The sequence below is a fragment of the Actinotalea lenta genome, assembly GCF_030586465.1.
GTDB lineage: Bacteria > Actinomycetota > Actinomycetes > Actinomycetales > Cellulomonadaceae > Actinotalea > Actinotalea lenta.
Genome location: NZ_JAUQYP010000001.1, coordinates 687,965 through 702,936, shown reverse-complemented (window position 1 = coordinate 702,936; position 14,972 = coordinate 687,965). Strand labels below are relative to the sequence as shown.

Annotated in this window: 13 protein-coding genes; 5 read left to right on the top strand and 8 right to left on the bottom strand. The window is 70.4% G+C overall.

Annotated features, from left to right (window positions below; genetic code table 11):
• Positions 1-6: 6 nt before the first annotated feature.
• Together Q6348_RS03250 and Q6348_RS03245 are read right to left on the bottom strand one after the other, a co-directional pair.
• Positions 7-2,460 carry a glycogen/starch/alpha-glucan phosphorylase gene (locus tag Q6348_RS03250; protein WP_304601894.1) on the bottom strand — a complete coding sequence of 818 codons (2,454 nt, stop codon included), beginning with the start codon at positions 2,458-2,460 and terminating at the stop codon, positions 7-9.
• Positions 2,461-3,064: 604 nt separating this feature from the next.
• The gene (locus tag Q6348_RS03245) at positions 3,065-3,505 is read right to left on the bottom strand and encodes a ScoMcrA-related endonuclease (RefSeq protein WP_304599895.1); all 441 of its coding nucleotides are present in this window, start codon (positions 3,503-3,505) and stop codon (positions 3,065-3,067) included.
• 242 nt (positions 3,506-3,747) lie between these two features.
• On the opposite strand from Q6348_RS03245, the gene Q6348_RS03240 reads away from it, so the two are divergent.
• Positions 3,748-4,026: a helix-turn-helix domain-containing protein gene (locus Q6348_RS03240; protein ID WP_304599894.1), complete on the top strand. Its 279-nt coding sequence runs from the start codon at positions 3,748-3,750 to the stop codon at positions 4,024-4,026.
• A gap of 55 nt (positions 4,027-4,081) precedes the next feature.
• Here the strand turns inward: Q6348_RS03240 and dnaB are convergent, their stop codons facing one another.
• A complete protein-coding gene (gene dnaB, locus Q6348_RS03235; protein WP_304599893.1) occupies positions 4,082-5,452 on the bottom strand; it encodes a replicative DNA helicase in 1,371 nt (456 codons plus the stop codon).
• 369 nt (positions 5,453-5,821) lie between these two features.
• On the opposite strand from dnaB, the gene Q6348_RS03230 reads away from it, so the two are divergent.
• The gene (locus Q6348_RS03230; RefSeq protein WP_304599892.1) at positions 5,822-7,126 is read left to right on the top strand and encodes an MATE family efflux transporter; all 1,305 of its coding nucleotides are present in this window, start codon (positions 5,822-5,824) and stop codon (positions 7,124-7,126) included.
• 48 nt (positions 7,127-7,174) lie between these two features.
• Positions 7,175-8,263, top strand: a complete 1,089-nt coding sequence (locus Q6348_RS03225; protein ID WP_304599891.1) for an FUSC family protein — start codon at positions 7,175-7,177, stop codon at positions 8,261-8,263.
• 108 nt (positions 8,264-8,371) lie between these two features.
• Here the strand turns inward: Q6348_RS03225 and rplI are convergent, their stop codons facing one another.
• The 5 genes from rplI to Q6348_RS03200 all read right to left on the bottom strand — a co-directional run bounded on the left by rplI (position 8,372) and on the right by Q6348_RS03200 (position 12,772).
• Positions 8,372-8,824 (bottom strand): 50S ribosomal protein L9, encoded by a 453-nt coding sequence (gene rplI / locus Q6348_RS03220; protein WP_304599890.1) that lies wholly within the window; start codon positions 8,822-8,824, stop codon positions 8,372-8,374.
• 14 nt (positions 8,825-8,838) lie between these two features.
• Positions 8,839-9,075 carry a 30S ribosomal protein S18 gene (rpsR, locus tag Q6348_RS03215; RefSeq protein WP_304599889.1) on the bottom strand — a complete coding sequence of 79 codons (237 nt, stop codon included), beginning with the start codon at positions 9,073-9,075 and terminating at the stop codon, positions 8,839-8,841.
• 61 nt (positions 9,076-9,136) lie between these two features.
• Positions 9,137-9,634 (bottom strand): single-stranded DNA-binding protein, encoded by a 498-nt coding sequence (locus Q6348_RS03210; RefSeq protein WP_304599888.1) that lies wholly within the window; start codon positions 9,632-9,634, stop codon positions 9,137-9,139.
• A gap of 34 nt (positions 9,635-9,668) precedes the next feature.
• Positions 9,669-9,959 carry a 30S ribosomal protein S6 gene (rpsF, locus tag Q6348_RS03205; protein WP_304599887.1) on the bottom strand — a complete coding sequence of 97 codons (291 nt, stop codon included), beginning with the start codon at positions 9,957-9,959 and terminating at the stop codon, positions 9,669-9,671.
• 191 nt (positions 9,960-10,150) lie between these two features.
• Positions 10,151-12,772 carry a transglycosylase domain-containing protein gene (locus Q6348_RS03200; protein ID WP_304599886.1) on the bottom strand — a complete coding sequence of 874 codons (2,622 nt, stop codon included), beginning with the start codon at positions 12,770-12,772 and terminating at the stop codon, positions 10,151-10,153.
• Positions 12,773-13,082: 310 nt separating this feature from the next.
• Here Q6348_RS03200 and Q6348_RS03195 point away from each other — a divergent pair, with 310 nt between their 5' ends.
• Together Q6348_RS03195 and Q6348_RS03190 are read left to right on the top strand one after the other, a co-directional pair.
• Positions 13,083-13,694: a PadR family transcriptional regulator gene (locus tag Q6348_RS03195; RefSeq protein ID WP_304599885.1), complete on the top strand. Its 612-nt coding sequence runs from the start codon at positions 13,083-13,085 to the stop codon at positions 13,692-13,694.
• A 14-nt stretch (positions 13,695-13,708) separates the two neighbouring features.
• Positions 13,709-14,794, top strand: coding sequence for an inositol-3-phosphate synthase (locus Q6348_RS03190; RefSeq protein WP_304599884.1), 1,086 nt, complete (start codon positions 13,709-13,711; stop codon positions 14,792-14,794).
• The last annotated feature ends 178 nt before the right edge of the window (positions 14,795-14,972 follow it).

The window sequence follows — 14,972 nt, the reverse complement described above, 5'->3', positions numbered from 1 at the left end:
GCTGCGTCAGTGCACGGGACCGGCGCCCCAGATGCGACCAAGGTAGTCGTGGATGGAACGATCCGAGCTGAAGAACCCGGTACGCGCCACGTTGAGGATCGCAGAGCGGGTCCACGCCTCCTCGTCGCCGTAGGCCTCGTCGACGCGCTCCTGGGCGTCCAGGTAGGCCTGGTAGTCGGCCAGCACGAGGAACCGGTCCTGGTAGAGGAGGTTCGACACGATCGGCTCGAACGCGTGCCGGTCCCCGTGCGAGAACGTGCCCGAAGCGATCATGTCCAGGGCGCGGCGCAGCGACTCGTTGGCCTCGTAGTACGCCGCGGGCCGGTAGCCCTTGTCCACGACGGTCGTCACCTCGGGCTCGGTCAGCCCGAACAGGAAGAAGTTCTCGTCACCGACGAGCTGGCGGATCTCCACGTTCGCGCCGTCGTCGGTACCGATGGTGAGAGCCCCATTCAGGGCGAACTTCATGTTCCCGGTCCCGGACGCCTCCTTGCCGGCGAGCGAGATCTGCTCGGACAGATCCGCCGCGGGGATCAGCTTCTCCGCCAGAGTGACGTTGTAGTTGGCCGGGAAGAGGACCTTCAGCCGTCCCTCGACGCGGGGGTCGGCGTTGACCGTGGCGGCCACCGAGTTGATGAGCCAGATGATGTCCTTGGCCATCTTGTAGCCGGGCGCGGCCTTGGCCCCGAAGACGATGGTGCGTGGGGCGAGCTCCTCGATGGGCAGCTCGCCGGAGGTCACCCGGTCGTACAGCGTGACCACGTGCAGCAGCTTGAGCATCTGCCGCTTGTACTCGTGCAGACGCTTGACCATCACGTCGAGCAACGAGTCGGGGTCGACCGTCAGCCCGTCGCGCTTCTCGAGCACGCCGGCCAGGCGCAGCTTGTTGCGGCGCTTGACGTCCCGGAACCGCCGCGTGAACTCCGGGTCGTCCACGAACGGCTCGAGCTCGCGCAGACGCTCGAGATCCGTGACCCAGCCGCCGCCGATCGCGTCGGTGATCAGGCGGGACAGCTCGGGGTTGGCGAGCCGGAGGAAGCGACGCGGGGTGACGCCGTTGGTGACGTTGGTGAACTTCTCAGGCCACAGCGTCGCGAACTCGTCGAGCACCTTGTCCCGCAGGAGCTGGGAGTGCAGCTCGGCGACACCGTTGACCTTGGCGCCCGCGACCGTGGCCAGGTAGGCCATCCGCACCGCGCGCTCAGGGTGCTCGGCGATGATCGACATGCGGCGAGCCTTGAGCTCGTCACGCGGGTAGGTGGCGCGCACCTGGGCGAGGAAGTCGTCGTTGATCCGGTAGATGATCTCCAGGTGGCGCGGCAGCAGGCGACCGAGCAGCTCGACCGGCCACACCTCCAGCGCCTCGGGCAGCAGCGTGTGACACGTGTAGGCGAAGCACTGCTGGGTGACCTCCCAGGCCTCGTCCCACCCGAAGCCCTTCTCGTCGACCAGGATGCGCATCAGCTCCGGCACCGCGATCACCGGGTGCGTGTCGTTGAGCTGGAACATCACACGTTCCGGCAGCCGGTGCAGGTCGAAGTCCGCGGGGAGCACGTCCTCGATGAAGTTGCGCAGCGAGCACGCGACAAAGAAGTACTGCTGCTGCAGTCGGAGCTCCTTGCCCTGCGGCGTCGAGTCCTCGGGGTAGAGGACCTTGGAGATGTTCTCCGCGAACGTCTGGGCGCGCACCGCGTCCGCGTAGTGGCCGGAGTTGAAGATCTGCAGGTCGAATGCGCGGGTCGCGCGTGCGCTCCACAGCCGCAGTGTGGAGACCCGGCCGTTGTGGTACCCGGGGACCATGTAGTTGTAGGGCATGCCGAGCACCGACCACGCAGGGGTCCAGCGCGAGCGCTGCTCCCCGTCTTCGGTGTAGGACTCCGTCTGGCCGCCGAAGCCCACCGTCACTGCGGCCTCAGGGTGCGGGAACTCCCACGGCGAGCCCAGCTCGAGCCAGGTGTCCGGCTGCTCCACCTGGTGCCCGTCGACGAACGTCTGCCGGAAGATGCCGTACTCGTAGCGGATGCCGTAGCCGATCGACGGGACGGACATCGTGGACAGCGAGTCGATGAAGCACGCCGCGAGCCGGCCCAGGCCACCGTTGCCCAGCCCCGGCTCGATCTCCGCGTCGCGGAGCTCGGACAGGTCGATGTCCAGGCCGCGCAGGGCCTCGTCGGCGATCTCCTCGAGGCCGGTGCACAGCAGCGCGTTGTCGAGCTGACGGCCCAACAGGAACTCGGCGGACAGGTACGCCACGGACTTCGCCTGGGACTCCCGCTGGCGGTGCTGGGTCTCCAGCCAGCGCGACATCAGGTACTGCCGCACGGTGCGGGCGAGGGCCAGGTACTGGTCGTTCACGGAGGAAGCCGACAGCTCGACGCCCTGGCCGAAGTTCAGCTCGCGCAGGAACGCGCGGGTGAAGGCATCGACGGTCAGGTCCGGCGTGGGGGTCGGCACGATCATCTCGGTCACCGGGCCACGGTAGCGGCGATGCAACCGCTTGCGTAACTCGAGGGCACCGGCATGTGCACAGGGAGCGTGCAGGTGTGGGCAAGCACACACCCGCACGAGGGCGCGCCCGCCCGGAATCGATGACCGTTCGGTTCGACGCCGCACGTCCGAGAAGTCCGGGCAGACGGCGCGAGGCCCCGCCGCTCGTGCCGCGATCATCCGATCGGGTCAACCGGCGGCGCTTATCGTTGACGATGTTATCGAGTTCGATTACATTTGTGACCTGCGCTCGCGACTGCCGCAGGTCTGCGGTGACAGCCGAGGGCACATCGGACCGGAGGTCCGGTGCTCGTCTTCCGCAGGGGGGATGACGGGCACCGGACCCATTGCGTCTCGGCCCCCGGGCACCGTCGCCGGCTGGGCGGCGCCTCGCTCACCGGCGGGCCTCAGCGGCTGCCCGCGCGTCCGGAGCACGATGTGGTGCCCGGAGGGCTGTCGCAGGGGGCGGACTCATGCCCGTCCGGGCACCACACCGACAGCCTGGCACGGCACGGCCCGCGCCCGCCATGGCCTCGACGCACGCGCTCCGCCCGGCTCCCCGGGTCGCGCCAGGAGCTCAGCCGCAGAAGTCGCAGATCCCGGTGGCCGGGAGAGCCATCGAGCAGGTGGGACAGATCGCCGGCGGCACCTCGCGCGTCGAAGCCCGCGGCGTGCGGGTCGCCCGGGGCCGGCTGCTCGACGCACGAGTCCCGCCTCGGGTGGCGCTGGGGACGCGACGGGCGGGCTCGCTCACCTCGAAGCCGCGCTTGCGCAGGATGCCGAGACCACCGGCGAGCCCGTGGGCCACCTCGTCCGGAGAAGCGAGCCGCCCCGTCGCGATCCGATGTGCCACCCCGAGCAGAGCGCCCGCGTCGTACCGGCGCCCCTCGTGCACGAGAGTGTGCTCCGGAGCCGGCGTGAAGCCGTAGAGCTCGCAGAACTCCTCTCCGCCTCGTTCGTCGTACTCCGAGATCGCCTGGAGGAGGTGCTGCCGCGAGACCGAGGAGAACGTCGCCACGTCTGTGCAGCCTACGTCGTCCGCGGACCGCTACCGACCCGGGGCGTCGAACCCTGCTGTGGCAGGCTGGGGCGGCACTGCCATCCGGGACCGACGGCGCCGGGCTGCTGACTCGGGAAGCGATCGGTGCGACGATGACTGCAGGGCTCGACGCATGCCACGGACAAGGACGACGATGACCTCGAGCAGCAGGCGGCCGCCGACCGCTGGCGGCGCGCCGCGACGGCTCGAGGAGGTGCAGCGTGTCCACTGACTCCCCCGAGGCCGGACCTCAGGTGCTGCTGGGCCTGGAGCAGATCCTGATCGAGCGGAGCATGACGCTCACGGAGCTGTCCCACCGCACCGGTATCACCATGGCGAACCTGTCGATCCTCAAGAACAACAAGGCACGCGCCATCCGCCTGTCCACCCTGGCGACGCTGTGCGAGACGCTCGGCGTCCTGCCCGGCGACCTGCTCCTGTTCCAGCCGAGCGCGCGCCCCCTCGAGGCGGGCCGGGACGACGCGCCGACACCGCGGTAGCCCGCGCAGGTCCTGCGGCGGACCGGCGGCTCAGCCGACGTCGGGCCGGCGGCAGCTACATCGCCGGCGCCATGTCGACGAACCTGGCGTACTGGCCCTGGAACGCCACGACGATCGTGTCGGTGGGGCCGTTGCGGTGCTTGGCGACGATGAGGTCCGCCTCGCCGGCGCGCGGCGACTCGCGCTCGTAGGCGTCCTCGCGGTGCAGCAGGATCACCACGTCGGCGTCCTGCTCGATCGCCCCGGACTCACGCAGGTCGGACAGCATGGGCTTCTTGTCGGTGCGCTGCTCGGCACCACGGTTGAGCTGCGAGATCGCAATGACCGGGACCTCGAGCTCCTTCGCCAGCAGCTTCAGCGCGCGGGAGAACTCGCTGACCTCCTGCTGGCGGGACTCCACCCGCTTGCCCGAGGTCATCAGCTGCAGGTAGTCGATGATGACGAGCTTGAGGTCGTGACGCTGCTTGAGGCGCCGGCACTTCGCACGGATCTCCATGAGCGACATGTTGGGCGAGTCGTCGACGAACAGCGGTGCCGAGGAGATCTTCCCCATGGTCGCGGCGAGCTTCTGCCAGTCCTCGTCGCGCATCTGGCCCTTGCGCATGTTCTGCAACGGCACCCGAGCCTCGGCGGAGAGCATGCGCATCGTGATCTCGTTACGGCTCATCTCGAGCGAGAAGACCACGGAGGTCATGCCGTGCTTGATCGACGCGGCCCGGGCGATGTCCAAGGCGAGGGTCGACTTTCCGATGGCCGGACGCGCAGCGACGACGACCATCTGGCCCGGGTGCAGCCCGTTGGTGAGCCGGTCGAGCTCGATGAAGCCCGTGGGGACACCGACCATGCCCTCGCCGCGGTGCCCGGCGGCCTCGATCTCCTCCATCGCGCCGTTGAGGATCTCCGCCAGGGGGAGGTAGTCCTCGCTGGTGCGCTGCTCGGTCACCGCGTAGACCTCGGCCTGTGCGGTGTTGACCAGCTCGTCGACGTCTCCACCGTCCGCGGCGTAGCCGAGCTGCGCGATCCGGGTCCCGGCCTCGACCAGCCGGCGCAGCACGGCGCGCTCGCGCACGATGCGCGCGTAGTAGCCGGCGTTGGCCGCCGTGGGCACCATCGAGATCAGGGTGTGCAGGTACGGCGCCCCACCGACCCGACCCAGCTCGCCGCGCTTGGTCAGCTCCGCGGCGACCGTGACGGCGTCGGCCGGCTCGCCACGGCCGTACAGGTCGAGGATCGCCTCGTAGACCAGCTCGTGCGCGGGCTTGTAGAAGTCGACGCCCTTGAGCTGCTCGACGACGTCGGCGATCGCGTCCTTGGAGAGCATCATGCCGCCGAGCACCGACTGCTCCGCCGAGATGTCCTGAGGCGGCGTGCGCTCGAACTCGGGTCCGCGGACGCGCGTCCCCGCGTCGAGCTCTTCGATGCTCACCGACAGAACCTCCCCTTCGCGACCCCAGGCCTGTCGCCTCGACCACCCGGCCCCGTCGCCGTCCAGTCCTATCGTCGAGGTCCGACACCGGCTGCCTACGGGCCACCGGCGAGGCTAGAGCTGCGGCGACGAAGCGCCAAGCAGCTCGTCCGCAGCTGACCTGTGGACAGGTTGTGGGCGCTGTGGACGGTGAGCGCGCGATGGGGGACAGCGCTTGTGCACAGTCGGGGACAAGGCTGTGGATAGTGGCGAACGGTGGTGCCTGGACAATGCTCTGAGCACGGGCGACACCCTCCCGATGCTGTGGACGGGGAAGACGTGGCAAAGAGTTCACCAGGTGGACACTCCGGACCCGGCACTGTCCGGTCGTTGGACCGGCAGGTCGTGGCTCTCGCGCTGCCCGCGCTCGGCGCCCTGGTCGCCGAACCGCTGTTCGTCCTGGTGGACTCCGCGGTGGTGGGCACCTTGGGCAGCACGCCACTCGCCGGCCTCGGCCTCGCGAGCACGGTCCTGACCACCGTGGTCGGGCTGTGCGTCTTCCTTGCCTACGCGACCACGGCCGGCGTCGCCCGCCGCATCGGCGCGGGCCACCGTGACGAGGCCCTGAGGTACGGCGTCGACGGCCTCTGGCTCGCCGTGGCACTGGGGCTGGGCCTCGCCGTCACCGTCGAGCTCGCCGCCGGGTGGCTGGTGCACGCGCTCGGAGCCCCGCCCGACGTGGTCGGCCCGGCTGTGGCGTACCTGCACTGGTCCGCGCCCGGCCTGCCCGGCATGCTCACCGTGCTCGCCGCCACCGGCGTCCTGCGAGGGCTGTTGGACACCAGGACTCCGCTGTGGGTCGCCTCGGCCGGGGCGGTGCTCAACGGCGCGCTGTCCGTGCTCCTGGTCCTGGGACTGCGGATGGGGGTCGCAGGCTCCGGCCTGGGCACCGCGATCACTCAGCTGCTCATGGCAACCGTCCTGGTCACCGTCGTGGTGCGCGGCGCACGCCGGGAGACGGTGCCGCTGCGACCCGGCGTGCGGGGCCTCGGAGCGGCGATCGCTGCGGGAGCACCGCTGCTGGCCCGGACCATCACGCTGCGCGCAGCGATCCTGCTGGCCACCTGGGTGGCCGCCGGGCTCGGCGCCGTGGCCCTCGCCGGGCACCAGGCGGTCGCGGCGCTGTGGGGGTTCGCGGCGTTCGCCCTGGACGCGCTGGCCATCGCGGCGCAAGCGCTGGTGGGCCAGGCGCTGGGCGCGGGCGAGGTCGCGACCACCCGCGGGGTGCTGCGGCGCACGCTGACGTGGGGGGTCGTCTCCGGCGCGGCGCTCGGGCTGCTGCTCGCCGGCGGGGCATGGGGCTTCGCGAGGCTCTTCACCGACGAGCCGGCGGTGCACCGGGCGATCGCGACGACGCTCTTCCTGGTGGGCGCCACGCTCCCGCTCGCCGGCTGGGTCTTCGTGCTCGACGGCGTGCTGATCGGCGCAGGCGACGGCCGGTACCTCGCCGTGGCCGGGCTCATCACTCTGGTGGCCTACGCGCCTGCGGCCATCGCCGTGCACGCGTGGGCGCCCTCCGGCGCCGCCGGCCTGGTCTGGGCCTGGGCGGCCTTCGCGGGCCTGTTCATGCTCGCCCGCGCGGCGACCACCGGCTGGCGCGCGCGGGGAACCGCCTGGATGCGCACGGGCGCGTAGCCGACCCCGCGGTTGCCGGGCGCGCGGGAGCCACGTTGCATGGACGGCATGGAACGCGTCAAGCAGCTCCTGCTGCACGCGCGCACACAGCTCGCCGCGCGCGCAGCGGTGGCCGCCGCCGCGTCCTGGGTCCTGGCGCAACAGCTTCCCGACCCGCTGCGGCAGTACCCGTACTACGCCCCGCTGGGCGCGATCCTGGGGTCCCGGCCCACGATCGCGCAGTCCCTGCGGGGCTCGATGCAGAACGTCGCCGGCCTCACGCTGGGTTCACTGGTCGCCGTCGGGGCCGGCCTGCTCGGCGGTCGTGGCCCGTGGTCGGTGGCCGCCGTGGTCGCGATCGCGGTCCTCCTGGGTGGGCTGCACTTCCTGGGAGAGGGGAGCAGCTACGTTCCGATCTCCGCCGTGTTCGTCCTGGTTGCCGCGCAGGACCGGGAGACGTACGCCGCCAGCTACGCGGCGCTCGTGCTGCTGGGTGCGCTCGTCGCCGTCGTGGTCAACCTGGTGGCACCCGAGCTTCCGCTGTCCCGGGCGGACCGGAGTCTGGCACAGCTGCGCGACGCGGTCGCCACGCACCTCGACCGCTACGCCGACCGCCTCGCAGACGGTGACCGCCCACCGACCGCGCGGGACGGTCTGCCGCGCCTCGACCCGCTGCGCGCCCAGGCCACCGAGGTGGTCCACGAGGCTCATGAGTCCCAGCGCGGCAATGTGCGCGCCCGGCGGAACCGTGGCGCCGTCGAGGTGCGTACCGAACGCCTCAACGTGCTGCGGCGCTGCGTCGTGCTGGTGGAGGACCTCGACGGTCTGTCCTCCGACCGCCCGTGGGGGGAAGGCATCGCAGACGTCCCGGACGAGCTGCGCTCGCCGATGTCAGGTGCGCTGCGGCAGCTGGCGGGCAACGTCCGGGGCCTCGGCCAGGAGGTCGAGGACCGGGCTCGGGCACGCGACGTCGACGACGCCGTCCAGCGGCTGTCCGACGCCCTCAACGACCGCCACGACCACTACGGTCCGGTCGAGGTGGTCGCTGCCACCGTGCTGACGTCGTTGCGGCGGACAGTCGCCGTGATCGCCGCACAGGAAGGCGATGACCGATCCTCCGACGGGCACCACACCCAGGGGGAACCCTCAGACCCGTGACCTGCCGTCGGGACCCGTGACCTGCCGTCGGATGGTGGCGACGCGTGGGCGGACGGCGCGACGGCCCGGCACCCTCCGGGAGGGGCCGGGCCGTCGCGGCGTGCCGGGTCAGGCCTCGGGGACCACCCGCACGTCGATCTGGGCCGAGACGTCGGCGTGCAGGCGCACCTGCACCTGGTAGTCGCCGACCGCCTTGATCGGCTGGCCGATCTCGACCTTGCGCCGGTCGATCGAGGGACCCCCGCCGGCGGACACCGCCTCGGCGATGTCGCTCGTGGTCACCGCGCCGAAGAGGCGGCCGCTGGCACCCGCCTTGGCCGTGATCGTGAACGTCCGGGCCTGGAGCGCCTCACGCACCGCCGCAGCGTCCTCCAGCGTGGAGATCTCGCGGGCCTTGCGGGCCTTGCGGATCGCTGCGACCTGCTTCTCGGCGCCCTTGGTCCACGCCGTGGCCAGGCCACGCGGAACCAGGTAGTTGCGCGCGTAGCCGTCCTTGACCTCGACGACGTCCCCGGGGGTCCCCAGGCCGGTCACCTCGTGGGTGAGGATGAGCTTCGCCATCTCGACCCCTCCTCTCAGCGAGCCGAGCTCGAGTACGGCAGCAGAGCCATCTCGCGGGCGTTCTTCACGGCCCGCGCGATCGCGCGCTGCTCCTGGACGGAAACCCCGGTGACGCGGCGGGCGCGGATCTTGCCGCGGTCCGAGATGAACTTCCGCAGCAACGCGGTGTCCTTGTAGTCGACCGCCTCGATCTTGGCGGCCTTCAGCGGGTTCAGCTTCTTCTTGGGCTTGCGGACGACGGGCTTGGCCATCGTGGTGCTCCTTTGGTTCGGAGCCCGGACCTCGGGGTCCGGGATGGGGTGTCAGATCAGGTCAGAAGGGGGGCTCGTCGTAGGACGAGCTGCCACCGGAGGAGGACGGTCCGGACGTGGCCCAGGGGTCGTTGTCGTACCCGCCGCCCGCGCCGTTGCCGCCACCGCCGGAGAACCCGCCGCCACCGCCGGAGCGCTGGGCGCGGGTCACCTTGGCAGAGGCGTAGCGCAGCGAGGGACCGACCTCGTCGACCTGGAGCTCGACGACGGTGCGCTTCTCGCCCTCGCGGGTCTCGAAGGACCGCTGGACCAGCCGGCCCTGCGCGATCACCCGGGTGCCCTTGGTGAGCGACTCTGCGACGTTCTCCGCGGCCTCGCGCCAGATCGAGCAGCGCAGGAACAGCGTGTCGCCGTCCTTCCACTCGTTGGCCTGCCGGTCGAAGGTGCGCGGCGTCGACGCGATCGTGAAGTTCGCGACCGCGGCCCCGGACGGCGTGAACCGCAGCTCAGGGTCCGCGGTGAGGTTCCCGATCACCGTGATGACGGTGTCACCAGCCATGCGTGCTCCTCGGTTCGTCTCGGTCGGCCGGAGCTCAGCGAGCGTCCTGGCGCATGACCTTCGTGCGCAGGACGGCCTCGTTCAGGCCGAGCTGGCGGTCCAGCTCCTGGGCGGTGGCGGGCTCGGCGGTGAAGTCCACGACCGCGTAGATGCCCTCGGTCTTCTTGGCGATCTCGTACGCCAGACGACGCCGGCCCCAGATGTCGATGTTGTCGACGCTGCCACCGGCGGTGGTCACCACCGACAGGTACTTGTCGAGCGAGGGGGCGACGGTGCGCTCCTCGATGTCAGGGTCGAGGATGACCATCATCTCGTAACGACGCATGCTGATAACCCACCTCCTGTGGTCTTCGCGGTCACGGTCCATCCGTGACAGGAGGGTTGTGCGTCTGCCACCCGGGCGGGTCGGTAGGACCCCGCGACGATCGGCGTCGCGTTCCGGGCAACGGCGCACCATGGTACCGGCTCGCCGCGAGGCATGGGGACGCGATCCACAACGTCCGCGGGTCTGCCGACTCAACCCCCCGCACCGGGCAGGCCACGCCCCGGCACGCCGAGCCCCGAAGCCGCCCCCGTCGCCCCGGGGCTGCTCGTCGCGCTCGGCGACGAGGTCGGGCTCTGGGTGGGTGCGGCAGGACCGGAGGAGACCGTGAGCTGGACGGAGTCGCCCGGCTTGACCTGCGCCCCGACCGCTGGATCGGCCGAGATCACGTCACCGGCAGCCACGGTGTCCGACGGCTCGCTGACCTCGGTCGCCTTGAGGTCCATCGATGCGAGCAACGCCTTCGCGTCACCGACGGCCAGGCCGACGACATCCGGGACCGCGACCGTGCCCGGACCCTGCGAGACGGTGATCGTCACGGTGGAACCCTGGTCCGCCTGCGTCCCGGCGGCCGGGTCGGAGGAGACCACCGAGCCGGCCGGCACCGTGGGGTCGTTCGCCTGGGTGACCTGCGTGGTGAACCCGGCGGCCCCGAGCGCGGTGCGAGCGTCGGCCTCTGTCATCCCGGTCACGTCCGGTACCGCGACCTGCGGCGGGACGTTGGGCGTGCCGACGTAGGCGGGCGGGGGGAAGTCGACCTTCGGCCGCCCGGCCATCGCCTGCGTCATGTAGTCCGTCCACAGGTCCGCGGGAGCCGACCCGCCCGTGATGGACGAGTAGCCGCCGAACGGCGTGATCGACTCCTCGCCGCCCTTCGGACCCACCTGGTACATCGCCACGGCGGTGGTCAGCTGTCGCGTGAAGCCCACGAACCAGGCGCCCTTGGTGTCGGTGGCGGTACCCGTCTTGCCCGCCACCGGGTAGCCGATCTTCGAGACCTGCGGCGCGGTCCCGCCGGGCTTGGGAACCTGCTGGAGGGCATAGGTCACGTCGGCCATCACGTCGGCGGGGAACACCCGCTTGGGTGTCGTGCCGCCCTGGTAGACGTCGCTGCCGTCCAGGTACTTGACGCTGCGCAGGAGGAACGGGCTGCTGTGCACACCGCCCGCGGCGAACGTGTTGTAAGCCGCGGCGAGGTCCAGCGGGTGCGGCGACGCCGAGCCGAGCACGTTCGCGAGGTTGTCCGACAGACCCTTGGTGTCCTGAGGCAGACCGGCCTTGATCGCGGTCTGCATGGTCTTGTCCGGACCGACCTCCTGGTTGATCTGCGCGTACACCGAGTTCACCGAGTCGGCCGTGGCCTTGACCACGTCGATCATCCCGAAGTTCTCGCCGTTGTAGTTGGTGACCTTGCCGTTGGGGAAGCCCTTCATCGGGATCCCGTTGCGACCCGAGTAGCGCGACTTCAGCGACCCGCCGTTCTCCAGGTACGCGGTGAGCGCGAAGGGCTTGAACGTCGATCCGGCCTGGGCGTTGTCCTGGGTGACGGCGTTGCGGGCCTGGGTCAGGTAGTCCGGACCGCCGTACAGCGCGAGGATCGCGCCGTCCTTGGGGTCGAGCGTCACGGCCGCGATGTGCAGGTTGGGCGCGTGGTCCGAGGGCACGTCCGACACGGCCTTCTCGAGCTTGGCCTGCAGGCCCGGGTCGATCGTGGTGACGATCGAGTAGCCCCGCGTCTTGAGCTCGTCCTCGTTGATCCCGACCTTGCTGAGCATCGCGTCGCGGACCATGGCGAGCAGGTATCCCTGCGGACCCTTGTAGACGTCGGACCGCGAGTAGTCGACGGTCTTCGGGAACGTCTGCGCGTCGCGCTCGGCCTTGGTGATCGCCCCGGTCTTGACCATGCCATCCAGGACGTAGTTCCAGCGGCGCTCGGCCTGGGCCTGGGAGACCCGCGGGTCGAAGTTGTTCGGCGAGGGGATCACCCCGGTGAGCAGCGCCGCCTGGGAGATCGTCAGGTCCGAGGCGTTGACCCCGAAGTAGGACTGCGCGGCGGTCTGGACACCGTAGGAGTCCCGTCCGAAGTAGATGGTGTTGAGGTAGTTGGACAGGATCTCGTCCTTGTCCTGCTGCCGGTCCAGCTTGAGCGCGAGCATCGCCTCCTTCAGCTTGCCGGTGTAGCTGCTCACCGTCTTGCTGAAGTAGTAGCGCTCCGCGTACTGCTGGGTGATCGACGAGCCGCCCTGGCGCGTGCCGTAGCGCAGGTCCGTGTACAGCGCCCGCAGGATGCCGACCGGGTCGATCCCGGGGTTCTGGTAGAACGTCCGGTCCTCGCTGGCGACGACCGCATCCTTCATGTGCTGGGAGATCTTGTCCGACGCGACGATCACGCGGTTCTGCACGCCGAAGGTGCCCATCTTCGTGGTGCCGTCGGCGTAGTACACGGTCGCGGTCTGCGCCTCGGCGAAGTCCGACGGCGCGGGGACCTTGGTGGTCAGGTAGAGCGCGAGCAGGGCACCGGCGCCCAGCGCCCCGATCGTCAGGAACGTGCCGAGCACCAGCCGCCAGGACGGCAGCCAGCGCAGCACACCGCGCTTGCCGCTGCGTGGGTAGTCGATGAGCCGCCGACGGCCGCGACCCGGGCCACGACCCGAACCACCGCCACGACCCGAACCGCCGCCGCGACCGGAGCCACCGCGACCCGAACCGCCGCGACCCGAACCGCCGCGACCCGACCCGCCGGACGACCGCTGCGCGGCGGTCTGGCGCCGACTCGGGACCTCGCCGATCGGGCCGGAGCCCTGCCGGTCGGGCATCACGCTGCGCCGGCGCGGCGTATCGCCGGCGCCGCTCGAGCGCCTGGTGGGGGGTGTCGACACGGGTGCCTTCCGGGGTCGCGAAGAGAGCCGGCACCTCGCCGACCCGTCCCAGGGTACGCAGCAGGTCCGCGCCGGTTCGGGGGCGGATGCGGGGTGACGTGTGGAGGCCCTGTGCACGTCAGCGCTCGCGGGTTTGGAGAACGGAACAGTGAGCCGCTACGTTTTGATGTATCGAGCCGATATATCCGGCTACGATGAGCTTCTCGACCACCAGTCGGGACCCCCGAGCAGATCAGGAGGTGACCAGGTGCGCAGCCGCAGCGACGTGCTCGAGCTGGCCATCCTCGGCCTCCTCCAGGACACCCCGATGCACGGCTACGAGCTGCGCAAGCGGCTGAACCTCATGCTGGGGTCGTTCCGGGCACTGTCCTACGGCTCGCTGTACCCCGCGCTGCGCTCACTGGCCGACCGCGGCCTGATTTCGGTGGTCGGCTCGGCAGAGCCGCCCCCGCACGCCCTGTCCGGCAAGCGGGCGCGCAACGTGTACGAGCTGACCGCGGACGGCAAGGAGCACCTGGCCGACGCGCTGAGCAGCTCGGGCCCCACCGCGTGGGACGACGAAGGCTTCGACGTCCGGTTCGCGCTGTTCTCGCAGACCGACGTCGAGACGCGGCTGCGGATCCTCGAGGGCCGGCGCACCCGGCTCGCCGAGCGCCTGGAGCAGCTGCGCACCTCGGCCGCCCGCACCCGCGAGCGTGTCGACGAGTACACCCTCGAGCTGCAGCGCCACGGCCTCGAGCAGGTCGAGCGCGAGGTCGCGTTGCTCGACGGATTGATCGACCGCGAACGCGACTCCGGTCGCGACAGACGACGGCACCGTACGGTGCCCCATCGGTACGACGGCGACCAGCCGTCCTGAGGAAGCGAGGAAACATGAGTCCCATCCGGGTCGCCATCGTGGGTGTCGGCAACTGCGCCGCCTCCCTGGTCCAGGGTGTGCAGTACTACGCCGACGCGGACCCGAACAGCAAGGTTCCGGGTCTCATGCACGTCCAGTTCGGCCCCTACCACGTCTCGGACATCGAGTTCGTCGCGGCGTTCGACGTCGACGCCAAGAAGGTCGGCTTCGACCTGTCCGAGGCGATCGGTGCCAGCGAGAACAACACCATCAAGATCGCCGATGTGCCGCCGCTGGACGTCACCGTGCAGCGCGGCCCGACGCTGGACGGTCTGGGCAAGTACTACTCGGAGACCATCGAGGAGTCACCGGCCGAGGCCGTCGACGTCGTCCAGGTCCTCAAGGACAAGAAGGTCGACGTGCTGGTCCAGTACCTGCCCGTGGGTTCCGAGCAGGCCGCGAAGTTCTACGCCCAGTGCGCGATCGACGCCGGCGTGGCCTTCGTCAATGCGCTCCCGGTGTTCATCGCGTCCGACCCCGTGTGGGCCAAGAAGTTCGAGGATGCCGGTGTGCCGATCGTCGGCGACGACATCAAGTCCCAGGTGGGCGCGACCATCACGCACCGCGTGCTGGCCCGCCTGTTCGAGGACCGCGGCGTGATCCTGGACCGCACGTACCAGCTGAACGTCGGCGGCAACATGGACTTCAAGAACATGCTCGAGCGCGAGCGCCTGCAGTCCAAGAAGATCTCCAAGACCCAGTCGGTCACCTCGAACCTCGACGACGGTCCGCTGTCGGGCAAGAAGGAGGACCGCAACGTCCACATCGGCCCGTCGGACTACGTCGCGTGGCTCGACGACCGCAAGTGGGCCTACGTCCGGCTCGAGGGTCGGGCGTTCGGCGACGTGCCGCTGAACCTGGAGTACAAGCTCGAGGTCTGGGACTCGCCGAACTCGGCCGGCGTCATCATCGACGCGCTGCGCGCGGCGAAGATCGCCAAGGACCGCGGGCTCGGTGGCCCGGTCATCCCGGCCGCGACCTACTTCATGAAGTCCCCGCCGGTCCAGATGGAGGACACGAAGGGCCGCCGGCTCCTCGAGGAGTTCATCGCCGGCGAGTGAGCCCGCGGGTGGTGGTCGAACCCGCGCCGCCGCCCGACCGGAGGGCCCGTCACGCACGTCGTGACGGGCCCTTCGTCGTCTGCGACGAGCGCCTCGCCCGCCGGCGCCGGTGTCGCACCACGCACCACGCACCACGCACCACGCACCACGCACCACGCACCACGCACCACGCACCACG